Source organism: Phenylobacterium sp. (assembly GCF_016793225.1).
Lineage (GTDB): Bacteria > Pseudomonadota > Alphaproteobacteria > Caulobacterales > Caulobacteraceae > Phenylobacterium.
The window spans coordinates 1-23,218 of record NZ_JAEUMN010000123.1; the positions used below are offsets into that span (position 1 = coordinate 1).

Consider the following 23,218-nt stretch of genomic DNA (forward strand, 5'->3'; position numbering starts at 1 on the left):
GCGAAGGCCAGCTTCTCGCGGTCGAGGCCGAAGAAGCGGAAGTACTCCCGCTGCGACGGCGCCATGACCCCGTCCATCCGCTCGAGTTGCAGGCGCAGCATCATCACCACGTCGCAGCCGGCGATGCCTTTGCGCAGGTCGTGGAAGATCTCGACGTTCCAGAGGTGGGCGGCGGCGGGGATCAGCGTGGGCGGGCCCACGAGGCGCACGTTCGCCGCCAGCATCTGCAGCATGGCGATGTTCGAGCGCGCCACGCGGCTGTGCAGGACGTCGCCGCAGATCGCGACCTTGAGGCCCGCGATGTCGCCGAAGGCGCGGCGGATGGAGAGGGCGTCCAGCAGCGCCTGGGTCGGATGCTCGTGCTGGCCGTCGCCGGCGTTGATCACCGAGCAGCCCACCTTCTGCGACAGGAGCGAGGCGGCGCCCGACGAGGCGTGGCGCACCACCAGCAGGTCCGGCTGCATGGCGTTCAGCGTTACGGCCGTGTCGATCAGGGTCTCGCCCTTCGAGATCGACGACGAGCGCGGGCTCATGTTGACCACGTCGGCCCCCAGGCGCTTGCCGGCCAGCTCGAAACTGGCCTGGGTGCGCGTGGAGTTCTCGAAGAAGAGGTTCATCAGCGTCCGACCCTTCAGCAGGTCGAGCTTCTTCGAGGTCTGCCGGTTCAGGCTGACGAATCCGTCGGCGAGGTCCAGGAGGTCCCGCACCTCCACCTCGTTCAGATCCGTGGCGGACAGGAAATGGCGCTTGGGAAAGGAGAAGGTCCGCTGGAGGACCTCGTTCAGACCAGGGGGCGCGCCGCTCATTAAAGCGCCCTCTTAGGTGAGGTCGCCCGCGATGGGAAGCCGATGCGGCCCGCCCGTCCCCAGGTTCGTGCGCCGCCGCCTTTGCGAAGCTGCGCCATGGGGCCATATCAGACCGAGCCTGTCACTCGAGGGGGGGAACCCGTGGCCGTCGATCTTTTCACCTTTGTCGGAATGTACGACCGCGCGCTCGGCACGCTCGGCCATGTGCTCGACCGCGGCGCCGAACGCGCCAGGGCGCTCGGCGCGTCCGAGGCCGAGATGCTGGAGTGGCGGCTCATCGACGACATGAACCCGCTGAGCTTTCAGGCGCGCGTCGTCATCAACTTCACCAAGCAGTGGACGGCGCGCGTGGCCGGGCTCGAGGTCCCGCCCGACATCGCCACCGACCTGGACGTCGCCGGCCTGAAGGCCGAGATCGCGAATGCGAAGGCCTGGCTCGCGGCGCTGAAGCCCGAGCAGTTCGCCGGCCGGGACGACGTGGTGCTGAAGATCAGCCTGGGCCAGCTCGAGCCGACCTTCAGCCTGGGGCAGTGGCTCGCCAGCTTCGCTACGACCAACGTCTACTTCCACCTCTCCATGGCCTACGCGATCCTGCGGGCGCGGGGCGCGAACCTGGGCAAGGTGGACCTGTTCGCCGGCGGACTCTGAGCGTCGTTCACGAAGCGTGGACGGCGCGGCGCGCGGCTCGCGAAGGCGCAGCGGCCGCTCGCGTAACTCGGGATGCGGGGCGGCCGCGGCCCGCCTAGCTCCGGCGCGAGTTCGATCGCCGGAGAAGAGAGATCATGCGACGTCCCAGTTTCCTGCCCCTGGCGCTGGCGGTGAGCCTGTTCGCGACCGCGAGGGCCGAAGCCGCGGAGGCTTCGCTCACGGTGGTGTTCAAGGAGATCGTCACGCCCAGCGGCGCCATCCGGGCGGTGCTCTACGACAGCGAGGCGGCGTACCGCAGCCGCAGCACGCCCGTCCGCGTTCTCACCTTGCCCGTGACGGGTGCGACGGTGCAGGCGCAGGTCGCGGACCTGCCGCCGGGCCGGTACGCCATCTCGGCGTTCCATGACGCTGACGGTGACGGCAAGCTGAAGACCAATGCGTTCGGCGTCCCGCAGGAGGCGTTCGCATTCTCCAACGGCGCCCGGGCCCAGATGGGACCGCCGGGCTGGGAGGCCGCCGCCTTCGCCGTGGTCGCAGGTCAGAACACCCAGACGTTGGTCCTCGATTCCTCGTTCGTGCCGCCGTCCTAGTCGCCGGGACACAGGCGGGGTCGCCCGCACGCCAACGTTGTTCCCGATCGGCTCTCGCCGCGCTAGCAGGAGGGGCGGATGTGCAGTTCGGGGTGCAGGCTTGAGCGGGGGCGTTCCCTACCTGACGTTCCAGAGCGCGGAGGTCCCCAGGGGCGAGGGCCGGCGGCGATGGGAGGACCTGATCGGCGCCTATGACGTCCGGCTGCCGCCGGGCCTGGCGGAAGACGACTTCAGCGTCCGCTCCGAAACCTGGCTGGTCGCCCAGCTCATCGTCTCTCACGGGCGGCTCAGCCCCGTTCGGCTCAACCGCTCTTCCGAGCGCGTCGCGGCCGACGGGCGGGACACCTTCACCATCGGCCTGGTCACCCACGGTCTGCTGGCGGGCGACTTCGACGGCCGCGCCTGCGAGCTTCGGCCCGGGCAGGTGTGCATGATCGACTTCGCCCGGCCCTGGCAGGCGCAGACCGAGGAGACGGAGTTCGTGCTCCTGTCGGTTCCGCGCCCCGCGCTCATGGCGCTGGCGCCGCGGACGCTGGATCTCCACGGCCGGCGGCTCGAAGGCGCCGCGGCGCGCATCCTCACCGAGCATCTCCTCGCGCTCGTGCGCTACTTGCCGCAGGTGGAGGCCGCCGATGCGCCGCTCCTGCAGCGCACGACGCTGCGGCTGCTGGCGGACGGCCTGGAGGCGCTGGCGCCCATCGAGGCGGCGGGCGCCGGCCCCCTCGAGAGCCGGCTGACCTACCGCGTGCGGCGCCACATCGAGGAGAACCTCGCCGCGCCGGACCTGACACCCGCCGGGATCTGCAGGGCCCTGGGCGTGACGCGGCCCACGCTCTACCGCGCCTTCCGGCCGCTGGGGGGGATCATGAACTACGTCCGCCGCCGGCGGCTGGAAGCCGTGCACGTGCGGCTTTCCGACCCCTCCGAGCCGCGCGGCGTCGCCGAGCTCGCGGAAGCGTTCGGCTTCTCGAGCCACGCCCATTTCAGCACGGCCTTCCGCCGGCGGTTCGGCTATGCGCCGCGCGACGCCCGGATCGGCGCGCACGGCGACGCCGGCGCCACGCTCGCGCTCAAGTTCCGCAGCTGGATGCTGGGACTGCCGCTTCGGGACGACGCCCCCTAGCCGACGCCACGCGCCCCTAGGTCTAACGGTTGCGCAGCCGGTCCAGCGCGCCCTGCAGGATCCAGGCGGCCGCGGCCTTGTCGACGACTTCGGCGCGGCGCGAGCGGCTGACGTCGGCCTCGGCGATCAGCATCCGGTTGACGGCCATCGAGCTCATCCGCTCGTCCCAGAAGGCGACCGGCAGTTCGGGGCGCAGCCGCAGGAGGTTGCGGGCGAAGGCGCGGCTGGATTGGCAGCGCGGGCCCTCGGTCCCGTCCATGTTCACCGGCAGGCCTACCACGATCGCCGTCGCGCGCCGGGATTCCATCAATCGGAAGAGCGCCTCGGCGTCGGCCGTGAACTTCGTCTTGCGGATCGTCTCCAGCGGCGAGGCGATCATCTGGGTCGCGTCCGACACCGCCACGCCGATCGTCTTCTCCCCGAGATCGAGCCCCACGATGGGGGCGCCCCGGGGAAGTTCGGTGAGGGCGAGGACGGCCATGACGGTTCCATAGGCCCTGCAGGAGGGCTGCGACAACCGCGCCGCCTCCGGGACCACGCCCCCTTGCGCTCGCAGGGGGGCGCCGCTAACCCACGCGCTCGGAATTTGGAGGGATGGTCATGGCCATCGACGCGGCGACGGTCCGCAAGGTCGCCAGGCTGGCGCGCATCGCCGAGCCCGAGGAGAAGCTGGAGCCGCTGGCGAAGGAGCTCTCGGGCATCCTCGACTGGATCGAGCAGCTCAACGAGGTCGACACCGACGGCGTCGAGCCGATGACCACCTCGGTGCACACCCACCTGCCCATGCGCGACGACGTGGTGACCGACGGCGGCGATCCCGCCCGGGTGCTCGGCAACGCGCCCAAGTCCGAGAAGGGCTTCTACGTCGTTCCCAAGGTGGTGGAATAGCATGTCCGACCTCACCGGACTGACGCTGAAGGCCGCGCTGGACGGCCTCGCCAAGGGCGACTTCTCGTCCGAGGAGATCACCACCGCCCACCTGGGCGCCATCGAGCAGTCGCGGGCGCTCAACGCCTATGTGGTCGAGACGCCGGACCGGGCGGTCGAGATGGCCCGCGCCTCCGACGCCCGCCGCGCGCGCGGCGAGGCGGGCCCGCTGGAAGGCGCCCCTCTGGGCATCAAGGATCTCTTCTGCACCGAGGGCGTGGAGTCCACGGCCGGGTCCATGATCCTGCGTGGGTTCAAGCCGGCCTACGAGAGCACGGTGACGTCCCAGCTCTGGCGCGACGGCGCGGTGATGCTGGGCAAGCTCAACATGGACGAGTTCGCCATGGGCTCGTCCAACGAGACCTCGGCCTGGGGCCCCGTGGCGAACCCCTGGCGGATCGAGGGCGGCAACCGCAACCTGACGCCCGGCGGCTCGTCGGGCGGTTCGGCGGCGGCGGTCGCGGCCGACCTCTGCCTGGGCGCGACGGCGACCGACACCGGCGGGTCCATCCGCCAGCCCGCGGCCTTCACCGGCACGGTCGGGATCAAGCCCACCTACGGCCGCTGCTCGCGCTGGGGGATCGTGGCCTTCGCCTCGTCGCTCGACCAGGCGGGTCCGATGGCGCGTTCGGTGGAGGACGCCGCCATCCTGCTGAAGTCCATGTCGGGCCACGACCCGAAGGACTCGACCAGCCTGCCGGTGGAGGTCCCGGACTTCCCGAGCTTCTGCGGCAAGTCGGTGAAGGGCCTGCGCGTCGGCATCCCGAAGGAGTACCGCGTCGACGGCATGCCGGCCGAGATCGAGGCGCTCTGGGAGCAGGGCATCGCCTGGCTGAAGGAAGCCGGCTGCGAGATCGTCGAGGTCTCCCTGCCGCACACGAAGTATGCGCTGCCGGCCTACTACATCATCGCCCCCGCCGAGGCCTCGTCGAACCTCGCCCGCTACGACGGCATGCGGTACGGCCTGCGCGTCGACGGCGCGAACCTGACGGACACCTACGAGAAGAGCCGGGCCGAGGGCTTCGGCGCCGAGGTGAAGCGCCGGATCCTGATCGGCACCTACGTGCTCTCGGCCGGCTACTACGACGCCTACTACCTGAAGGCGCTGAAGGTCCGCCGGCGCATCGCCGACGACTTCGACCGGGCCTGGGAGAAGGTGGACGCGCTGCTGACGCCCACTGCGCCGTCGGCCGCCTTCGCGCTCGGCGAGAAGTCGGACGATCCGGTGGCGATGTACCTGAACGACATCTTCACGGTGACGGTGAACCTGGCGGGCCTCCCGGGCATGAGCGTGCCCGCCGGCCGCGACGCTCAGGGGCTGCCTCTGGGCCTGCAGCTCATCGGCCGCAACCTCGACGAGGGCACGCTGTTCTCGCTGGGCTCGGCCATCGAGAAGGCCGCGGATTTCCGCGCCAAGCCGTCGAAGTGGTGGTGAAGAGAATGGAGCCCTCCCGTCGATGGGGAGGGTGGGCCGCGCCGCCGGCGCGAGCCGGGCGGGAAGACCAAGGTCCACGCGGGACGCCGCCGGCCTCCCCACCCTGACCGCTGTGCGGTCGTTCCCTCCCCAGGCAGGGGAGGGACGTCGCCTTACTTGATCTCGTCGAACTTCGCCTGCAGCTCCTTCAGCTTGGCGTCGTCCAGCGCGCCCTGGCTCATCGGCGCGATCTGCGCCAGCGTCATGGTGGCGATCTGGTCGTAGAACTGCGGGATCTGCGGCACGGCGGCCTCGAGGGCGGCCTTGGCCTTCTCGTTCTTGATGATGTCGCCGATCGGCGTGGTCTCGACGCTGAGCTTGCCGGCGGCCGCGGCGGCCGGGGCATGGCCCGCGTGGTCCTGCGCGAAAGCGGGCGCGGAGACCGCAGCCACGGCGAGCGCGGCGGCGAAAGCGATAGTCTTCATTGGGTGTTCCTCATTCCCCGGTCTAAGCGCCGTCAAGACGCGCCGCACCTTGAGTCCAAATCATGGCGTTCGCGCAAGTGACTTCTGAGCAAGCTTCCGAAATGCCGCGCGCTTCGGTAGTAGGCGCGGCATGACCGACACGACCGCCAAGCTGATCCAGGGCCGCACCGGCCCGTGGGAGATCGTCCTCGGACTCGAGGTGCACGCCCAGGTGGCCTCGAACGCCAAGCTGTTCTCGGGCGCCGCCGTGGGATTCGGCGCGGGTCCGAACCAGCAGGTCAGCCTCGTGGATGCGGCCATGCCCGGCATGCTGCCGGTCATCAACCGCCACTGCGTGGAGCAGGCGGTGAAGACGGGCCTGGGCCTGAAGGCGCAGATCAACGAATGGTCCCGCTTCGACCGGAAGAACTACTTCTATCCGGACCTGCCGCAGGGCTACCAGATCAGCCAGTACCAGCATCCGATCGTGGGCGAGGGCGAGGTGACCGTCGAGCGTGACGACGGCTCCACGTTCACCGTCCGCATCGAGCGGCTGCACCTGGAACAGGACGCCGGCAAGCTGCTGCACGACCAGGCCCCCAACGCCACCTACGTGGACCTGAACCGCGCGGGCACGGCGCTGATGGAGATCGTCTCGCGCCCCGACATGCGCTCGTCCGACGAGGCCGCGGCCTATGTGAAGAAGCTTCGGACGATCCTGATCTACCTGGGCTCGTGCGACGGCGACATGGAGAAGGGCAATCTGCGCGCCGACGTGAACGTCTCGGTGTGCCGCCCCGGCGCCTACGAGAAGTACCGCGAGAGCGGGGACTTCTCCCACCTCGGCACGCGCTGCGAGATCAAGAACGTCAACTCGTTCCGCTTCATGCAGCAGGCGATCGAGTACGAGGCCCGCCGCCAGATCGAGATCCTGGAGGACGGCGGCAAGGTCGACCAGGAGACCCGCCTGTTCGACCCGAACAAGGGCGAGACCCGCTCGATGCGTTCCAAGGAAGAGGCGCACGACTACCGCTACTTCCCCGACCCGGACCTCCTGCCGCTGGAGCTCGACCCGGCGTGGATCAAGCGGATCGAGGCCGAGCTGCCCGAGCTGCCCGACGCCAAGAAGGCGCGCTTCCAGTCGCAGTACGGCCTCTCGGCCTACGACGCCGGCGTGCTGATCAGCGAGCAGGCCCGCGCCGACTACTACGAGGCGGCGGCCAAGGGGCGCGACGCCAAGCTGGTGGCCAACTGGGTGACGAACGACCTCGCCGCCAAGCTCACGGCCGGCGGCCTGGACATCGCCGACAGTCCCATCGCGCCCGCCGCGATCGCCGAGCTGGTCCAGCTCATCGAGGACGGGACGATCTCGTCCAAGATCGCCAAGGACGTGTTCGAGCGGATGTGGGCGGGCGAGGGCGGCGCCGGCGAGATCGTCGACAGGCAGGGCCTGAAGCAGGTCAGCGACACCGGCGCGCTGGAGAAGATCATCGACGACCTGATCGCGGCCAACCCCGGCCAGGCGGCGGCGGTCAAGGACAAGCCCCAGGCGATCGGCTGGTTCGTGGGCCAGGTGATGAAGGCCACCCAGGGCAAGGCCAATCCGGGTGCGGTGAACCAGCTCCTGAAGGCGAAGCTGGGCCTCTGATCAGTCGGGAATGATGTCGAAGATCTGGCCGCTGGACTCCGACACCAGGGCGAAGCCGCTGCCCACGCGCACCCAGGCGTACCCGCTCGGCGGCGGCCGCAGCCGGTAGCGCCGGTAGTCCTCGACGACGCCGCCGCGGAAGCGATCGGGCAGGTAGCCGCCGCGGCGCGCCCCGGACGGCGCGAAGGCGGGCCGCGGGCCGTCCTCGTACCGCCGGCGTCCCTCGTACGGCGGCGCCGGGCGCGGCGGGCCCCCGTCGTCGACCCAGCGGCCGCGCGGCGGACCGGCGCGCCGCTCGTCGAACCGGCGGCGGTCTCCCCAGTCGCGGCGCTCATCGCCGCCCCGGCGGGCGCCGCGATCGGCCGGCGCATCCTGCCGCTCGGCGCGGCCGCCGCGACGGTCGCCGTCGCCGCGGCCCTGGCTCCAGGCCACGTCGCCGAGGGGCGCGGCCACGCAGACCGCCGCTGCGATCATGAGGAACAGACGTCTCATCTGCCGAAGATCATGCCGTCTCGGGGCTGAACTGTCGCTGAACGCCTGCCGGACCCGGCCTGCACCAGGGCGTCTGGGACGTCGTTAAGCCTGCGACCCATTGGCCACTCATCAATTCTGTCGATTCGACAACGGCGGCCTTAACCATGTGTTCAACTGAAGCTTGGTTTTCTTCGTCGCGATAGGCCGGTTAGGGGTCCGAGAAGCGGACCGGCCGGCGCTGGATGGGAATGATGACCATGCTGGCGAGCGTCGACACGAAGTGTGATGGCCTGCCGCTGCCGAATCCGGACGCGACGGGCGACGAGCTGTTCCGCCTGGGGCTGCTCTATTCGACGGGACAGGGCGGCGCGCCGCTCGACTACGTCTCGGCCCACATGCTGTTCAACCTGGCCGCCATGCGGGGCTCGATGGAAGCCAAGGTCTACCGCAAGGAGATCGCCGGCGAGATGGCGTCCGAGGACGTGGCCGAGGCGCAGCGCCAGGCGCGCCAGTGGCTCGCTCAGGGCTGATCCGTCCAGCCTGATGTCGCCGCCGACGGCGCCCACGCGGGCGCCGGAAGCGTCGCGTCCCGACGGCCGCCGCCCTTGGCGCCCGGGCGCGCGAACGGGAACAAAATCCCCCGTCGGAAGATTGGAATCCCCTGAGGGTTGAAAACGACAATCCCTCTGCCTGCGCAGGAACAAACTGTGGCGGCTTCTTGTTGAGCGCCACAGGGACACCTGTGGAGGCTCCAAGCCGTGAAAATTCTTGCTCTTGCTGCGACGACTGCAGCTGCCGCTCTGCTCGCGAACTCGGCGTCGGCCGCCGTCTACATCTCTTTCGACGGTTCGACGTCCGTCTTCACCCAGGCCGGTGACGGCGTCTTCACGTTCGAAGCCAACTGCGGCGTGGTGAATTGCGGCGGCTTCGAAGCGGTGACCGTGGACGGCTCGGCGCCTCCGAGCTTCCCCGGCCTGCTGCACAGCGACACCGTGACCGTGAACACGGCCGACTCCGGCGCGGCCGAACTCACCATCTGGGTGACGCGGACCGACCTCACCAACCTGAGCGACGCCTTCTTCTCGTCGTTCACCAGCAACAACCAGGGCGGCCCGGTGAACGTGCAGCTCGACACCTACATCTCGGCGTCGAACGAACTGTTCGCCGGCACGAACCTCGCCTCGTTCAATCACAATGCGATCGGCGCGGCGTCCGGCAACTTCAACTCGGTGTTCAACACCAATCCGAACGGGACCTACTCGGTCACCGAGCGCTACGTCATCCGCGCGGCGGCGTCGGATTTCGAGCGCAGCGCGTCGCCGACCATCACGCTGTCCGGCGTGCCCGGCGCGGCGGTCCCGGAGCCCGGCACCTGGGCGCTGATGATCCTGGGCTTCGGCGGCGCGGGCGCGATGCTTCGCAACCGTCGCCAACGGATCGGCGCCTCCGCGGCCTGATCGAGACGTCTGAGCCGACACGCGACGCCCCGGCCTCTGGCCGGGGCGTCTTGCGTTTGCCTGCTCGCGGAAATCGCCTAGCACTGTCGGCGACGACAGGGAGGCCCGGCGGGTCATGATGAAGCTCTATTCCGGCGATCTCAGCCCGTACTCGGCGCGCGTACGGATGCAGATCTACGCCAAGGGCCTCGAGGACCGGATCGAGCTGGAGCGTCCGGCCGACTTCGGCATGCCGACGTTCCGCCAGCGCAATCCGATCGGGCGCATCCCGGTCCTCGACATCGACGGCGACCTGATGCCCGAGTCCGAGGTCATCGCCGAGTATCTGGAGGAGGTGTTCCCCGAGCCTTCGCTCCTGGGGGAGACGGCGCGCGAGACCGCCCATATCCGCACGCTCGCCCGGATCGGCGACGTGTACCTCATGAACAACCTCTTCATGCTGTCGGGCCAGGCCCGGGCGGCCGACCGCAACGCCGGCGTCGTCGAACTGCTGGGCGGACAGGTCGTCCGCAACATCAAGGCGCTGGACAGGATGATCGGCGAGGACGGCTTCGCCTGCTGCGGCCGCCTCACCATGGCCGACTGCGCCCTCGTGCCAGCGCTCTTCATGATGGGCAGCGTCATTCCGGGCGTCGGACTTGAAAACCCCGTGCCCAAGGCGGCCAAGGTCGCGGCCTACTGGGCGGCGATCCAGCAGAACGCCCACGCCGCACGGGTCCTGGTCGAGCTGCATCGGGGCCTGGAGGAACGGCTCGAGCTGATCCGCTCGGGCAAGTTCGAGAAGATGATGCAGGCCTTCCGCGCCGCCCAGGCCGCCGCGGACGCCGAGGCCTGACGCGAAGGCGCCGATCCCGTTCGAGCCCGTCTAGGCAGACGCCCCATCGTCCGCTAAGAACCGCCCTCCCGCGGTCGCGAAAGTGGCCTGCGCGCTGGTGACGTGGCCGAGTGGCTGAAGGCAACGGTTTGCTAAATCGTCATACGTGAAAGCGTATCGAGGGTTCGAATCCCTCCGTCACCGCCACTTCCTCCTAACTGGATAGCCTCCGGCTCTGCGGTCCCGCTTCCGCCCCACGTTCGTCGGCGGAGGTCAGGCATCTGACCTCAAGGAGGGTTGCCGTACACGCCGGCCGCAAGGGTTTCGCTTGAAACGCGAACCAGCTTGTAGCCCAAGCTATGCCGTGGCAACCGGCGAACGTGGGTCATTTAGGAAGGGGCGCTACCACAATGAAATTGCATACCATCTTGGCGGGCGCGGTTGCCACGGTCGCACTCGGCAGCGCCGCGCAGGCTGCGACGTTGGCCGGCGACACCATCGACATCAACCTCAACGCCGGGGGTACCGACTACGGCACGCAGACCGTGCTCGTGGGCGCCGGAGACGACGCGTCTTACTTCGCCAACCAGTACATCGATCTGGACGCCGGCGTGGCTGGCGACCTCTTTACCGTCCGCTCGACGAGCAACTACTGCGGCATCGTGTGCGGTGGCCGGGTCACTTGGACCCTGACCAGCCTGAACTTCGGAACGCCGTTGACCGGCTTCACCGTTCTTCAGTCGATCGCGCCCGTTACCATCGACGCGCTGACCGCCACTTCCGTGACCTTCAGCTACAACGACGTGAGCATTCCGACGGGCGTCTATTTCCAGGCTCGTTTCGAAACCGGTGACGTCGGCGGCGTTCCCGAGCCGTCCACCTGGGCGCTCATGATCGGGGGATTCGGTCTGGCCGGCGCCGCGCTTCGCGGCCGGAAGCAGGCCGCCGCGCAGGCTTAAGCGGCGGAGCGGGGCGCTTCCGCGCCCCGCTCGCCTTCAAGCGCGGGTGGCGTGGGCCATACCCTAGTTCTTGACGGCATAACCTTCGGTTCGGTTGCCCGTTTCTGCGCCAGCGTTCCACCTCGGTTCACTCATCTCCCAGAACAGGAACGTGCGGCCCTCCCATTCACCGGAGTCGCCGCTGTAGCGCCCCTCCTGCCCGGACCGGATCGCCCCGACACGAGGGGCGGATCGAGGGCCTCGAGCGCGCTGGCGCATTTCCAGTCTCAACAACGGCACCGCTACTTCTTCTCAGCCAATGGAACGACTTGGCGGGGCGGGTCGGGGCGCTCAGCCCCGCCGCCCTGAAGACGCGCGACGGACAAGGCGGGCCATCACGCCCAGCCCGGCGAGAAGCGGCGCGCCCGATTAAATGAACGTGTTCATTTAATCGCCGGCCTGCTAGGGTCCCCGTCCGCAAAGGGGAGATCGCTGCCGTGACCGACAGGCCCACCATCGACCGGGAGTTCGCCGAGAAGTTCCTGAAGTCCGCCGACACGCCGCTCGACTACGGGGTCTACTTCCTGTTCCACGAGTGGTGGGAAAAGGCGCCGCAGAAGGCCATCGACGCCTACAGCCGCGAACTCGCCTCGATCCCCGAGGCCGCCCCCTTCATCGCCCAGCGGTTCATTTCCGAACCGTTGTCGCTGGAACGGCTGGCGCAGTGCGCGCCGGGAACCCTGGGGCACGCCTACCGGCGCTTCATCCTCGACAACAAGCTGGAGCAGAACCTCGGCCGGAACTACCGCCGGTTCAACGAGGAGCTGACGGCGTCCGGCAAGCTGGATCGCCTGCCGCCGGACCTCAGCTACATGATGGTCCGGGGCTTCCAGATCCACGACTTCCTGCACGTGCTCACCGGCTACGAGGCGACGCCCCGCGGCGAGCTGGCGCTCGCGGCCTTCTATCTCGCTCAGCTGCGGTTCCCGTACCACGCGATGCGGGTGGCGGTGACGGCGGCGCACATGGCCTTCCTGCGGCCGGGCCTGATCGTGGAGGCCATGGACGCCTTCGTGGACGGGTGGGCCTATGGCCGGGTGGCGAGGAACCTGAACTTCGAGCGCTGGGAGGACGAGCTGGACACGCCGCTCGAAACGCTGCGCGCCCGAATGGGCTTGAACCGGACGAGCCTGGCCGCATAAGGGCGCAATGCCCCGCACGCCCGCCACCGAAGCGCAGCGCGACGCCGCCCGGCGTCATCTGCAGAAGGCGGCGGCGGGCCTTTACGCCGAACTCGGGGCGACCGGCGTCTCGGCGCGCGCGGTGGCCGAGCGCGCCAACGTCAGCGTCGGCACCATCTACTCCTACTTCGGCAGTCTCCAGGGGCTGATGCAGTCCCTGTGGATGCAGCCCCTGGAGGGGATCAACGCCCGTTTCGAGCAGGTAGCCGCCGCGGTTCCCGAGCCGCTGCCCAGGCTGCGCGCTCTGCTCGAGGCCTACGTCGACGTGGCGCGGGCGCGGCCCGAGCTGTACCGTGGCGCCTTCCTGTTCGTTCGGCCCGCGGCCCTGCCGACGCCGGAGCGGGGGCCGCTGGAGACCGCGGTTTTCCCCTCGCTGCTCGTCGCCGCCATCCGCGATGGACAGGCCCAGGGCGCCATGCGCGAGGGCGACCCGGTCCGGCTGGCGCAGCTCGCCTGGGCCGGCGTGCACGGCGCCTTGGCCCTGCCGGTGAACTTCGACCGCCTGCAGCTGGACGCGACGGGATGTCTCGCCGGGGACATGGTAGGCCTCGTCGTCGACGGGTTGGCGAGCTAGACGCCACGGCGCCCTTGCGCCCGGCGGCGTCCTGCTGACAGGCTCGCGGCAAAACGAGACGGGGAGACGCCATGCTGAGCTGGCAAGTGGGGGCGGTGAAGATCACGCGGGTGGTCGAGGTGCAGATGCCGATCGCCTACAGCCCGGACACCGTCTTCCTGAAGGAAGCGACGCCGGCCGAGCTGCGCAAGCTGCCCTGGCTCTATCCGCACTTCGTGAGCGAGAACGACGAGCTGCTGCTCTCGATCCATGCCCTGCTCGTGGAGGCGCCGGGCCTGCGCCTCGTGGTCGACACCTGCATCGGCAACGACAAGCCGCGCGCCGGCATGACCGGGCCGGGCGGCCTGCAGACGAAGTTCCTGGAGGCGATGGCCGAGGCGGGCTGGAGCCCCGACAGCGTCGACGCCGTCGTCTGCACCCACATGCACGTGGACCACGTCGGCTGGAACACCATGCGCGTCGACGGCGCCTGGGTGCCGACCTTCCCCAAGGCGCGCTACCTGCTCGGACGCGCCGAGTTCGACCACTGGACCGCGGAGGGCGACGCCGAGCAGCAGCAGATCATGGCCGACTCCGTCCAGCCCGTGCTCGACGCCGGCCTCGTGGATTTCGTCCCCCTCGACCACGTGATCTCGCCGGAGATCCGGCTGACGCCCAGCGTCGGCCATACCCCCGGCCACGTGTCCGTGGTGATCGAGTCGCAGGGCGAGCGGGCGGTGATCACCGGCGACATGACCCATCACCCCTGCCAGTTCGCGCATCCGCACTGGTGCCCGTCGTTCGACGTCGACCCCGCCGCGGCGACCGCGACCCGCCGGCGGCTGTTCGCCGAATGGGCCGACGACCCGACGCTGGTCATCGGCACGCACTACGCCGACCCTACCGCCGGCCGCGTGCGTCGCGACGGCGCGGCTTTCCGCTTCGAAGCCTAGGCGCCCCGAATGGAACTGATCCTCATCCGCCACGGGCTGCCCGAGCGCCGCGACGACACCTCGGACCCGCCCCTCAGCGCGGAAGGCCATCGCCAGGCCCGGCGCGTGGCGGACTGGCTCCGGCACGAGCCCATCCACGCCGTCTATTCCTCGACGATGCTGCGGGCCCGCCAGACGGCGGAGCCGTTCGCCGGACACCTGGGCCACGAGATCGACTGCCACGACGGCATCTGCGAGTTCGACCGCCACACCGGCGCCTACGTGCCCATGGAAGTGCTCAAGCGCGAGAACTACGAAGCCTGGCTCCGCATGGCGACGGGCGAGCACTCGGTCGACATCGCGGCGTTCCAGCGGCCCGTCGTCGAGACGCTGGAGGCGATCATCGAGGCCAACCAGGGCCGCCGCGTGGCCGTCTTCTGCCACGGCGGGGTGATCAACGTCTGGACGGCGCACGTGCTGGGGATGGCCCCGCGGCTCTTCTTCGAGCCGGACTACACCTCGATCCACCGCTTCATGTGCGCCCGCACCGGCCAGCGCAACGTGCTCAGCCTCAACGAGCGGGCCCACCTGCGCGAGCCGGGCTAGACGGGCTCACGCCGCCGCCTCCAGCGCCTCCAGCAGGACCGCCTGGTTGCGGGCCACGAAGGCGTCGCGCTCGCGGATCACCGCCGCCAGGGTCGCGTCGCACAGGTCGCGAAGCGCCGCCGGATCGGGCGCCCGGCCCACGCCGTGCTCGTGCAGGTCGGCCAGCGCCTCGACGATCTGGAAGAGCTCGGCGTTGCTGCGTGCGGTCAGCGCCTTCAGCGTGGCCTCGTACGCGTCGGTGTCGGGGAGGGCGGGGAACAGGCGCCGCACCACGGCCACCTCCAGATGGGCCCACGAGAGCTGCATGGTCAGCGCCCGCGGCCCGTGCACCCAACCCGTCACCTCCACGATGCGCGCCAGGTCGGCGTAGAAGGCGTCCAGGCGGGGATCCAGGAAGTCGTAGTCGGGCGTGCAGACGTCGCCCTTCAGCCGGCCCGCCGCCTCCAGCGTCGCCTTGATGGGCGTGCCGTCGTAGGGAAGCATCTTGCAGAAGGTCGCCGGCGAGCAGCCGTCACCCACGATCTCGCGCAGGAAGGCGAGGTTCGCCCGCACCGAGCGGAAGGTGCTGGACGGATCCAGCAGCATGAAGCCGTACTCGAAGCGGATCCCCAGGTCCTTCAGCATCCGGACCGCCGCGAGGTTCTGCTCGACGGTGATCTCCTTGTTGAGGGTCACCAGGCCGTCCTCGTCGCCGGACTCCAGGCCCATGTAGACCAGGTACAGGCCCGCATCGCGCATCCGCGACAGCAGGTGGGCGTCCACGGCATCGGCCCGGCAGTTGAGCTTGAAGATCACCTTCCGCGAGAGGCCGCTCTCGATCAGCCTGTCGACGAGATCGTGCGCCCAGGCCCGCCACTTGGGCCCGAACATCGGGAAGTCGTCGTCCTGGAACAGGAAGACCGTGACCCCGCGGGTCTCGTACAGCTCGGCCATCTCGCGGACGACCTCGTGGGTCTTGCGCAGCCGCACCACCTTGCCCGGCGCGGTCCGGTAGAAGGTGTGGATCGAGCAGAACGAGCAGGTGCGCGCGCAGCCCCGGCTGGCCAGGATCGGCATGCCCTGGCGTCCCAGGATCTCGGTCGGCGCGAAGTCGCGGTCGGGGAAGGGCAGGGCGTCGAGGTCGTGGACCAGGTGGCGGGGCGGGTTGGCCTGCACGCCGTCCGGCGTCCGGTAGACCAGGCCGTCCAGGGCGCGCCAGTCGCCGCCGTCCCGCAGGGTCTCCACCAGCGCCAGCAGGGTCTCCTCGCCCTCGAAGCGGACGACGCTGTCGAGGTCGGGGGCAGCCTTCAGCGTCTGCTCGGGACTGAGGCTGGGATAGTGCCCGCCCATGGTGAAGTGGGCGTCCACCCCTGCGCGCCGCAGGCTGAACATGAGGTCGTCGTAGCGGCGGATGTAGTACTGGAAGATCAGCGAGAACCCGACCAGCAGCGGCCTGGCGTCGGCGACGGCGCGCACGATCGCCTCGGGGGGCTGTTCGATGTCGATGACCCGGACATCCCAGCCTGCGCGGCGCAGCACCGCCGACAGGTAGCCCAGGCCGAGGTTGCCCATCTTCTGGAAGCCGATCAGCGCAACGACGCCGCGCGCATCGGCGACCGGCGCGGAAGCGCGGTCGATCGCAGGCATTACGGAACTCCTGGCTTGAGGCGGGGGCGGCGGCCGGAACCGCCGCCAGGTCGACGGGTCAGCGCCCGACGCCGATCGCCTTCTGCACCGCGTCGACAGCCTTCAGCTGCGCCCGGAGCATGTCCTCGTGCAGCTGGACCTGGACCTTCGCGATCTCGAGGATCTGCCGCTTGTCGAGGATGTCGATCAGATAGGGCCAGGGCACCGGGTCGGCGTGCGGCCAGGGCCGGAATTCCAGGCGCGAGAGGCGTTCGGCGTCAGCCATGGATCAGTTCCTTCTCTGCGAGGCCCCCGACCACCCCTAGGTTGTCAACAACTCTACTTTAAATCGCACTTTCGCCCCACCTGCGAGCCCAACGAGCGATGTTCACGGATCGTTGATCTGAAGCGCCCGCGGTCTCGGGGGCCTTGCTCGGGCGCACGAGCCAGCGTCCCTCGGCATCCGACTTACGTAGCTGACACAACCCTGTTATCGATCCGGGGGCATGCGAAGGGTGCGGCGCGTGGGCGGGACGGCGCGGATCCTGGGACGGAAGAGGCTGGCGTGGGCCCTGGCGCTTGCGTTCGCCGGCGCCGGCGAGGCCGCCGCGGCCACGCGGCCTGCCGAGAGCCTCCTGATCGTCGATTGCCTGCTTCCGGGAAAGGTGCAGAGGCTCGGGACCCAGGCCACCTATGTGACGCAGCGGCGCGCGGTGAAGACCACCGCCGGGGACTGCGCCGTCCGGGGCGGGGAGTACACGGCGTTCGATCGCGCGACCACGGCGGCGTCGATGAACGTCTGGCTGCCCGCAGCTCGAGCCGGTGATCCCGAGGCGCAAACCAACGTCGGCGAGATCCTGGAGAAGGGCGTCGGCGGACAGGCGCAGCCCGATCTGGCGCGCCAATGGTACGAGCTCGCCGCCGAGCAGGGCTACGCTCGCGCTCAGATCAACCTCGGGTCCCTCTACGAGCGGGGCGTGGGTGTTCCGCGCGACGTGGCGAAGGCGCTGGAATGGTATCGCCGCGCGTCCGGCCTCGACGCGGCGAGCCTGTCGTTCGCGCCGGGCGAGGAGGTGGAGGGGCTGCGGCGCGAGCGTGACGCGCTCGCCGGGCTCCTGGAGGCGGAGCGGGCCGAGCGCGGGCGCCTGCAGCAGGATCTCGATGCGGTGCGCCAGCGCCTGGAGCGGGATCGCTCGGTGTTGGGGGAGACCGAGCGCAGGCTGGCTGACGCCCAACGCGAGCTTGCCGCGCGGACGGCGGCGGTCGAGGTCGAGACGCGGCGGGCCGGCACGGCGGTGACGGCGCAGCAGAGCGCCAGCGCCGAGCTCGCCGCCATGCGACGCGAGATGGAGGCCCAGAGGCAGGTCGTCGAGGCCCGCAATGCAGAGCTGGCCCGGGCCCGGGCCTCGGTGGCCGAGCTGGAGGCGCGGTCGCGGACCCTCCAGACAGACCTCGCGGCCGCCGAGGCCCGCCGCGCCACTGACGTCGCAGGCGCGCTGTCGCAGGCCGAGGCCGCGCGACGCCAGCTGGGCGAACTCGGCGCGCGCCTGAAGGCGGCCGAAGGCGAGCTGGGCCGCAGCCTGGAGGCGATGTCCGCGCAGCGCGCCGAGGTGGAGCGGCTACGGGCAGCGCTGGACGACAGCCGGGGGCGGACCCAGTCCGGCGACGGACGGCGGGCCGAACTCGAGGCGCAACTGGCGGCCCGCGAGGCGGAGCTCGCCGAGTCGCGTGAGCGCCTGGGGACGCTCAACGGTGAAGTGGCCCGGCTCGAGAAGGAGGCCTCGGTGCTGCGCGAGTCGGCCCGACGGGCGGAAGCGGCGCGCGAGGAAGCGGCGAGGCTGGCGGCCGCGACGGAGCAGAAGCCTGTCGCCGTACGGACCGCCCAGCCGGGGGTGATCAGGCCGCCGCCGGATTTCAGCTTCGGCCGCTACCACGCCCTGATCATCGGCAACAACAGCTACCGTCACCTCGAGCGGCTGGAGACCGCCGTCAACGACGCCCGCGCCGTCGACGACGTGCTGCGCCGCCGCTACGGCTTCAAGACCACGCTGCTGCTGAACGCCGACCGGTACCAGCTGCTCTCCGCGCTCAACAAGCTGCGCGAGGAGCTCACCGCGCAGGACAACCTTCTCATCTACTACGCCGGGCACGGCGAACTCGACCGGGTGAACAACCGCGGCTACTGGCTGCCCGTCGACGCGGAACTCAATTCCACCGCCAACTGGATCTCGTCGATCCAGATCACCGATGTCCTCAACGCCATGACGGCCAAGCAGGTGCTGCTGGTGGCCGACAGCTGCTACTCGGGCGTGCTCACCCGCGCCTCCATGGCCCGGCTGGAGGCGGGCCTGACCGAGGAGGAGCGCATGCGCTGGCTCAAGGCCATGGCCACGAAACGGGCGCGCGTGGTTCTGACCTCGGGCGGGGTGCAGCCGGTGCTGGACGGCGGTGGGGGCGAACACTCGGTCTTCGCCGCGGCGTTCCTGGCGGCGCTGGAGGCCAATCAGGGCGTGATGGAGAGCCAGCGCCTGGCCCAGAGGGTCGTGCAGCAGGTGACCACCTCGGCCGCCGGGGCCAGCATCGACCAGATCCCAGTCTACGCGCCGATCCGCTTTGCCGGACATGAAGCCGGGGACTTCTTTTTCGTGACGAAGAACTGAGGAGGGGAGCATGGTCATGCGGATGATGCGTCGGGCGGCCACGGCCCTCGTGGCGCTGGGGGGCCTTGGCGGCGGCGCCGCCCACGCCCAATCGGCGGGGAACGCGGCCTATCAGACCTATTTCCTGCAGGCCTGCACGGGCGCCACCGGCGCGCTTGCGAGCCTCTGCGCCGCCTCGCGCGGCGGGCAGCTTTCCGGGGACAGCGAGTCCTCCTTGAACCCGAACCAGACGTCGGTGCTGGCCTCGACATCGCTGGCGCGCGCGCAGGCGCTGGCCGAAGCCACCGAGCGGCGGCTGGAGGGCGTCCGCGCCGGGGACAGCGACGCGAAGGCCGAAGGCGGCTTCGGCTTCTTCGGCAGCGTGCAGGGCGAATGGTCCGACCAGGATCGCGGGCCGTTCGACAACGAGCGCGGGTTCGATGCGGACGCCTGGCGCATCACCGCCGGCGTCGACTGGCGGCTCTCGCCCAACACGATCGTCGGCCTTTCGGCGACCTACAGCGACTACGGCTCGGACTTCGACGCGAACCGGCCGGGCAATGCGTTCACGCCCCAGGCCGACGCCGGCGGCATCGACACCGAGCAGGTGACAATCCTGGCGTTCGGCTCGACCTCGCTATCGGATGCGGTCTGGCTGGACGCCTCGGCCGGCGTCGGGTTCGCGGACCACCGGATCCGGCGCAACGCGACGTTCCAGGAAAGCAACCGCCTGATCCCGCAGACCAACGTCCGGGCCGTGGGGTCGCCGGATGGGCGCGAGTACCACGCGGCGGTCGGCCTCGGGTATGACGGCCAGATGGGCCCGCTCAGCCTCGGGCCGTACGCGCGGCTGCGCTACATCCGCACGAAGATCGACGCCTACACCGAGCGCGACGGCGGCGTCGGCCTGGCGCTGAACGTTTCCCGGGCACGGTCGACGTCGTTCACGTCGATCCTCGGCGCGCGGGCCTCCTATGCGATCGGCGCAAGCTGGGGCGTCGTCGTCCCGCAGGCGCGCGTCGAGTTCGAACACGAGTTCGACGACGACGCCCGCACCGCGACGACGCGCCTCGCGCTCGATCCGGCCAGGACGCCGTTCCGCCTGAGCAACGACGCCCCGGATCGCAATGCGTTCAACTTGGGCGCCAGCCTCCTCTTCGTCCTGCCGAACGGCTTCGCGCCGTACGTCGACTACGAAGGACAGGTGGGCTACCGCGACGCGTCGCGGCACCGCGTGAGCGCCGGGTTCCGGTCGCGGTTCTGACCGCGGACCAGGCACGCTGACAACTTAGCGGTGTTCAGTTATACCCGCGTCCCGATCGGTGGCGGCAGGCGGACATGGTTGAACACTTCGACGTTGTGATCGTGGGCGCAGGGCTGTCCGGCGTCGGCGCCGGCTATCACCTGCAGACGGCGTGCCCCGACCGCAGCTACGTGATCCTGGAAGGCCGCGAGGCGATCGGGGGCACCTGGGACATCTTCCGCTACCCGGGCATCCGGTCGGATTCCGACATGTATACCCTGGGCTATGCCTTCAAGCCGTGGACCGAGGCGAAGGCGATCGCGGACGGTCCGTCGATCCTGAGGTATGTCCGCCAGACCGCCGCCGAGAACGGCATCGACCGCAAGATCCGCTTCGGCCACCAGGTGAAGCGCGCCGCGTGGTCAACCGAGGACGCCTGCTGGACGGTGGAGGCCGAGGTCGCGGGGACCGTGAAGCGGTTCACCTGCGGCTTCCTGTTCCTCTGCGGCGGCTACTACTCCTACGAGGGTGGCTACACGCCCGAGTGGCCCGGCGCGGACCGGTACAGGGGAACCTTCGTCCATCCGCAGAAGTGGCCCGAGGGCCTCGACTACGCCGGCAAGCGCGTGGTGGTGATCGGCTCCGGCGCCACGGCCGTGACCCTCGTCCCCGAGATGGCGCGCACCGCGGGCCACGTGACCATGCTGCAGCGCTCGCCCACCTATGTGGTGAGCCGCCCGGCCGAGGATGCGATGGCGAACTGGCTGCGCCGTCGGCTGCCCGGCAAGCTCGCCTACGACATCGTGCGCTGGCGCAACGTCCTGTTCGGCATGTGGTTCTTCAACCTTGCGCGCCGGAAGCCCGCGCAGGTGAAGGCCAACATCATCAAGATGGTGCGCGAACAGCTCGGGCCGGACTACGACGTCGACCGCCATTTCACGCCCACCTACAACCCCTGGGACCAGCGGCTCTGCCTGGTTCCGGACGCCGACATGTTCCGCGAGATCAAGGCCGGGCGCGCCTCGGTCGTGACCGATCACATCGAGACCTTCACCGAGACCGGCATCCGCCTGAAGTCCGGCCAGGAGCTGGCGGCCGACATCGTCGTCACGGCGACCGGCCTCGTGCTGGAGGTCTGGAACGGCGTCGAGATCAGCGTCGACGGCCGCCAGGTCGATCCGTCCCAGACGCTGGCCTACAAGGGCATGATGTACGAGGGCGTCCCGAACCTCGCCTCGGCGTTCGGCTACACCAACGCCTCGTGGACGCTGAAGTGCGACCTGACGTGCGAATACGTCTGCCGCCTGCTCAACCACATGAAGGCGACGGGCCTGCGCCAGGCGACGCCGGTGAACGACGACCCGAGCGTGACCTTCGAGCCCTGGCTCGATTTCTCGTCCGGCTACGTGCAGCGCGCCATGGCGAAGTTCCCGAAGCAGGGGAACAAGGTCCCCTGGAAGCTGAACCAGAACTACGCCCTGGACCTGATGAGCCTGCGCTACGCCAAGCTCGAGGACGGCGTCCTGCGCTTCTCCAACCGGGCGCGCCCGGCGCAGGCCTCGACGGAGAAACTCGCCGCCTGAGCGCTTGACCTACGCCTGTAAATTTGCTCCGTCGTACGACTGTAGTTCGGAGCTTCGCCGATGCTCGCTGGAAAGCAGACGTGGGTCGGGCCCACGATCCTCGCCGCGATCGCGGTCCTGGTCGTCGGGGGGCTGGGCGCGCGCTACCTGCGGATCCATCAGATGCGGGTCGACGACGCGAAGGCCTGGGCCATCGAGGGCCCGCCGTGCCCGCAGATCACCGAGGCCGAACTGCTGGCGGCGCCCCGCGGCCTGCGCCGCTCGGACTACGGCGAGGTCTCGTTCGAGCGCAGCAAGGGCGAGATGGAGTGCGCCACCATCTTCGTCGACGGCGGCCGCGGTGACGCGAGCTATCCGGTCTGCCAGTTCGACCGGCCGAGCGACCTGCGCGTCCGCACCGCCCGCGGCGAGTGGCGCTTCCGGCCCGGGCCCGGGCGCCCGGCGACGGTGTCCACCCGGGACGGCGTCGCACGGTGCGTGCTGGCCACCGCGAGGGCGCCCGCATGACGCGCCGCCGCCGGCTGACGGCCGGCCAGAGGGCGGCGGTCTGGGTCGCGGCGGCCGTCTTCCTGGGCTTCGCCGCCTGGCTCTATGGCGGCAGCTACCTGCGGCAGCGTGACTTTGCGCTCGACCGCGCCCGGCAGGTGGCGGTCGCCGGTCCGCCGTGTCCCGAGATCACAGCCGCCCAGTTCGAAGCCCGGCGGCTCAGGGCGTTCAAGGCCACGCTCTACGAAGGCGTCGTGTTCGGCCGCCAGTTCGGCCACATGGACTGCTCGACCCTGCGCTACGGTGGCGGCTGGAGCCCGGCGACCTACCCGGTCTGCCAGTTCACGGGACCGGCCCTCCTGCAGGTGAAGACCGCCAAGGGCGAGTGGTTCTACGCCCCGGGCGCCGGCCAGCCCGCCACGGTCAGGACGCCGCAGGGAAGGGCGGAGTGCGTCCTGGCCTCGAACTTCACGCTGCAGCCCTAGGTTCCGGACTCAAGGCCCGATCATCCCGGCGAAGGCCGGGATCCAGATGGCGTGGCTAAGAGGCGGGGTCCGCGGGTTCGGAGCCCCTCCCACCAAGTCCCGCGCATGGATCTGGGTCCCGGCCTTCGCCGGGACGGCCGGGAGGTGTTGAAAGCGCCGATATCGAATGGCGCCTGAGCCCTGGAGTGCGTTCGGCAAGGCGGCAGCCGCCTTCGCTCCGAGAACGCGCTCGAGTTTAAAGGCGGCCCTAGACGGCGTGGCAGTCGGCCGGAGGTCGGTCGGAAGGGATCGGCGCCTCGGCGCCGCCTGCGCCGCCGAACGGGCGCCGGCTGGTGACGAAGTGGCCGTCCTCCGGTGGGGGATAGCGGCGGGAGCGCGCCTTGGGCCGCGAGAGCTGTCCCTTGAGGCGCGACAGGAAATGATCGAGGCTCTCGTCCGAGCCCGTCAGATCCTTGCGGAAACTGCGCTCTTGCATGACGCGGCGTTATACGCCCAACGGGCGAGTGATTCCACCCCTGGGGCGAGCCGGCCCCGGGTCGGAC

At 69.9% G+C, this 23,218-nt stretch carries 26 protein-coding genes and 1 tRNA gene; 20 read left to right on the plus strand and 7 right to left on the minus strand.

Annotated elements, in window-relative coordinates; genetic code table 11:
• A partial coding sequence (locus JNK30_RS14580) for an aspartate carbamoyltransferase catalytic subunit (protein WP_293483193.1) occupies positions 1-806 on the minus strand: 806 nt, incomplete at its 3' end.
• 141 nt (positions 807-947) lie between these two features.
• Here JNK30_RS14580 and JNK30_RS14585 point away from each other — a divergent pair.
• The 3 genes from JNK30_RS14585 to JNK30_RS14595 all read left to right on the plus strand — a co-directional run bounded on the left by JNK30_RS14585 (position 948) and on the right by JNK30_RS14595 (position 3,167).
• The gene (locus JNK30_RS14585) at positions 948-1,454 is read left to right on the plus strand and encodes a DUF1993 domain-containing protein (RefSeq protein WP_293483195.1); all 507 of its coding nucleotides are present in this window, start codon (positions 948-950) and stop codon (positions 1,452-1,454) included.
• A 134-nt stretch (positions 1,455-1,588) separates the two neighbouring features.
• Positions 1,589-2,044, plus strand: coding sequence for a DUF2141 domain-containing protein (locus JNK30_RS14590; protein ID WP_293483197.1), 456 nt, complete (start codon positions 1,589-1,591; stop codon positions 2,042-2,044).
• Between the two features lie 100 nt (positions 2,045-2,144).
• Positions 2,145-3,167: a helix-turn-helix domain-containing protein gene (locus tag JNK30_RS14595; RefSeq protein ID WP_293483199.1), complete on the plus strand. Its 1,023-nt coding sequence runs from the start codon at positions 2,145-2,147 to the stop codon at positions 3,165-3,167.
• A gap of 22 nt (positions 3,168-3,189) precedes the next feature.
• On the opposite strand, the gene ruvX is transcribed toward JNK30_RS14595, so the two are convergent.
• Positions 3,190-3,648 carry a Holliday junction resolvase RuvX gene (gene ruvX, locus JNK30_RS14600; RefSeq protein WP_293483200.1) on the minus strand — a complete coding sequence of 153 codons (459 nt, stop codon included), beginning with the start codon at positions 3,646-3,648 and terminating at the stop codon, positions 3,190-3,192.
• Between the two features lie 119 nt (positions 3,649-3,767).
• Here ruvX and gatC point away from each other — a divergent pair, with 119 nt between their 5' ends.
• The gene (gene gatC, locus JNK30_RS14605) at positions 3,768-4,055 is read left to right on the plus strand and encodes an Asp-tRNA(Asn)/Glu-tRNA(Gln) amidotransferase subunit GatC (RefSeq protein WP_293483201.1); all 288 of its coding nucleotides are present in this window, start codon (positions 3,768-3,770) and stop codon (positions 4,053-4,055) included.
• A gap of 1 nt (position 4,056) precedes the next feature.
• Complete coding sequence (gene gatA / locus JNK30_RS14610; RefSeq protein WP_293483202.1) at positions 4,057-5,529, plus strand: Asp-tRNA(Asn)/Glu-tRNA(Gln) amidotransferase subunit GatA; 1,473 nt, start codon at positions 4,057-4,059, stop codon at positions 5,527-5,529.
• 152 nt (positions 5,530-5,681) lie between these two features.
• Here gatA and JNK30_RS14615 read toward each other — a convergent pair whose 3' ends face one another.
• The gene (locus JNK30_RS14615; RefSeq protein WP_293483203.1) at positions 5,682-5,993 is read right to left on the minus strand and encodes a hypothetical protein; all 312 of its coding nucleotides are present in this window, start codon (positions 5,991-5,993) and stop codon (positions 5,682-5,684) included.
• A gap of 130 nt (positions 5,994-6,123) precedes the next feature.
• On the opposite strand from JNK30_RS14615, the gene gatB reads away from it, so the two are divergent.
• Positions 6,124-7,620, plus strand: coding sequence for an Asp-tRNA(Asn)/Glu-tRNA(Gln) amidotransferase subunit GatB (gene gatB / locus JNK30_RS14620; RefSeq protein WP_293483204.1), 1,497 nt, complete (start codon positions 6,124-6,126; stop codon positions 7,618-7,620).
• Here gatB and JNK30_RS14625 read toward each other — a convergent pair whose 3' ends face one another.
• Positions 7,621-8,112 (minus strand): RcnB family protein, encoded by a 492-nt coding sequence (locus JNK30_RS14625; protein WP_293483206.1) that lies wholly within the window; start codon positions 8,110-8,112, stop codon positions 7,621-7,623.
• Positions 8,113-8,345: 233 nt separating this feature from the next.
• Here JNK30_RS14625 and JNK30_RS14630 point away from each other — a divergent pair, with 233 nt between their 5' ends.
• The 9 genes from JNK30_RS14630 to JNK30_RS14670 all read left to right on the plus strand — a co-directional run bounded on the left by JNK30_RS14630 (position 8,346) and on the right by JNK30_RS14670 (position 14,635).
• On the plus strand, positions 8,346-8,624 hold the full coding sequence (locus JNK30_RS14630) for a sel1 repeat family protein (protein WP_293483208.1): 279 nt from the start codon (positions 8,346-8,348) through the stop codon (positions 8,622-8,624).
• A gap of 228 nt (positions 8,625-8,852) precedes the next feature.
• Positions 8,853-9,551 carry a PEPxxWA-CTERM sorting domain-containing protein gene (locus tag JNK30_RS14635; RefSeq protein ID WP_293483210.1) on the plus strand — a complete coding sequence of 233 codons (699 nt, stop codon included), beginning with the start codon at positions 8,853-8,855 and terminating at the stop codon, positions 9,549-9,551.
• A gap of 115 nt (positions 9,552-9,666) precedes the next feature.
• Positions 9,667-10,386 carry a glutathione S-transferase family protein gene (locus JNK30_RS14640; RefSeq protein WP_293483211.1) on the plus strand — a complete coding sequence of 240 codons (720 nt, stop codon included), beginning with the start codon at positions 9,667-9,669 and terminating at the stop codon, positions 10,384-10,386.
• A gap of 96 nt (positions 10,387-10,482) precedes the next feature.
• Positions 10,483-10,572: transfer RNA gene (locus JNK30_RS14645), tRNA-Ser, on the plus strand.
• Between the two features lie 203 nt (positions 10,573-10,775).
• Positions 10,776-11,324 carry a PEPxxWA-CTERM sorting domain-containing protein gene (locus JNK30_RS14650; protein WP_293483212.1) on the plus strand — a complete coding sequence of 183 codons (549 nt, stop codon included), beginning with the start codon at positions 10,776-10,778 and terminating at the stop codon, positions 11,322-11,324.
• A gap of 476 nt (positions 11,325-11,800) precedes the next feature.
• Entirely contained in the window at positions 11,801-12,505 is a 705-nt protein-coding gene (locus JNK30_RS14655) for a Coq4 family protein (RefSeq protein ID WP_293483213.1), read from the plus strand.
• Between the two features lie 7 nt (positions 12,506-12,512).
• Entirely contained in the window at positions 12,513-13,118 is a 606-nt protein-coding gene (locus JNK30_RS14660) for a TetR/AcrR family transcriptional regulator (protein ID WP_293483214.1), read from the plus strand.
• Positions 13,119-13,189: 71 nt separating this feature from the next.
• A complete protein-coding gene (locus JNK30_RS14665) occupies positions 13,190-14,050 on the plus strand; it encodes an MBL fold metallo-hydrolase (RefSeq protein ID WP_293483215.1) in 861 nt (286 codons plus the stop codon).
• 9 nt (positions 14,051-14,059) lie between these two features.
• On the plus strand, positions 14,060-14,635 hold the full coding sequence (locus JNK30_RS14670) for a histidine phosphatase family protein (RefSeq protein WP_293483216.1): 576 nt from the start codon (positions 14,060-14,062) through the stop codon (positions 14,633-14,635).
• A gap of 6 nt (positions 14,636-14,641) precedes the next feature.
• Here JNK30_RS14670 and JNK30_RS14675 read toward each other — a convergent pair whose 3' ends face one another.
• Both JNK30_RS14675 and JNK30_RS14680 read right to left on the minus strand, forming a co-directional pair.
• Positions 14,642-16,261: a radical SAM protein gene (locus tag JNK30_RS14675; RefSeq protein WP_293483218.1), complete on the minus strand. Its 1,620-nt coding sequence runs from the start codon at positions 16,259-16,261 to the stop codon at positions 14,642-14,644.
• 58 nt (positions 16,262-16,319) lie between these two features.
• Positions 16,320-16,526 (minus strand): hypothetical protein, encoded by a 207-nt coding sequence (locus JNK30_RS14680; protein ID WP_293483220.1) that lies wholly within the window; start codon positions 16,524-16,526, stop codon positions 16,320-16,322.
• Positions 16,527-16,746: 220 nt separating this feature from the next.
• Here JNK30_RS14680 and JNK30_RS14685 point away from each other — a divergent pair, with 220 nt between their 5' ends.
• The 5 genes from JNK30_RS14685 (at position 16,747) to JNK30_RS14705 (ending at position 22,676) form a co-directional block, all read left to right on the plus strand.
• The gene (locus tag JNK30_RS14685) at positions 16,747-18,900 is read left to right on the plus strand and encodes a caspase family protein (RefSeq protein WP_293483222.1); all 2,154 of its coding nucleotides are present in this window, start codon (positions 16,747-16,749) and stop codon (positions 18,898-18,900) included.
• A gap of 10 nt (positions 18,901-18,910) precedes the next feature.
• Positions 18,911-20,143, plus strand: a complete 1,233-nt coding sequence (locus JNK30_RS14690) for an autotransporter outer membrane beta-barrel domain-containing protein (protein ID WP_293483224.1) — start codon at positions 18,911-18,913, stop codon at positions 20,141-20,143.
• A gap of 74 nt (positions 20,144-20,217) precedes the next feature.
• Positions 20,218-21,705, plus strand: coding sequence for an NAD(P)/FAD-dependent oxidoreductase (locus tag JNK30_RS14695; RefSeq protein ID WP_293483226.1), 1,488 nt, complete (start codon positions 20,218-20,220; stop codon positions 21,703-21,705).
• Positions 21,706-21,765: 60 nt separating this feature from the next.
• Positions 21,766-22,212, plus strand: a complete 447-nt coding sequence (locus JNK30_RS14700; protein ID WP_293483228.1) for a hypothetical protein — start codon at positions 21,766-21,768, stop codon at positions 22,210-22,212.
• The gene (locus tag JNK30_RS14705) at positions 22,209-22,676 is read left to right on the plus strand and encodes a hypothetical protein (protein WP_293483230.1); all 468 of its coding nucleotides are present in this window, start codon (positions 22,209-22,211) and stop codon (positions 22,674-22,676) included. The genes JNK30_RS14700 and JNK30_RS14705 overlap by 4 nt, the downstream gene beginning before the upstream one ends.
• A 247-nt stretch (positions 22,677-22,923) precedes the next feature.
• On the opposite strand, the gene JNK30_RS14710 is transcribed toward JNK30_RS14705, so the two are convergent.
• Positions 22,924-23,151: a hypothetical protein gene (locus tag JNK30_RS14710; protein WP_293483232.1), complete on the minus strand. Its 228-nt coding sequence runs from the start codon at positions 23,149-23,151 to the stop codon at positions 22,924-22,926.
• Between the last annotated feature and the right edge of the window lie 67 nt (positions 23,152-23,218).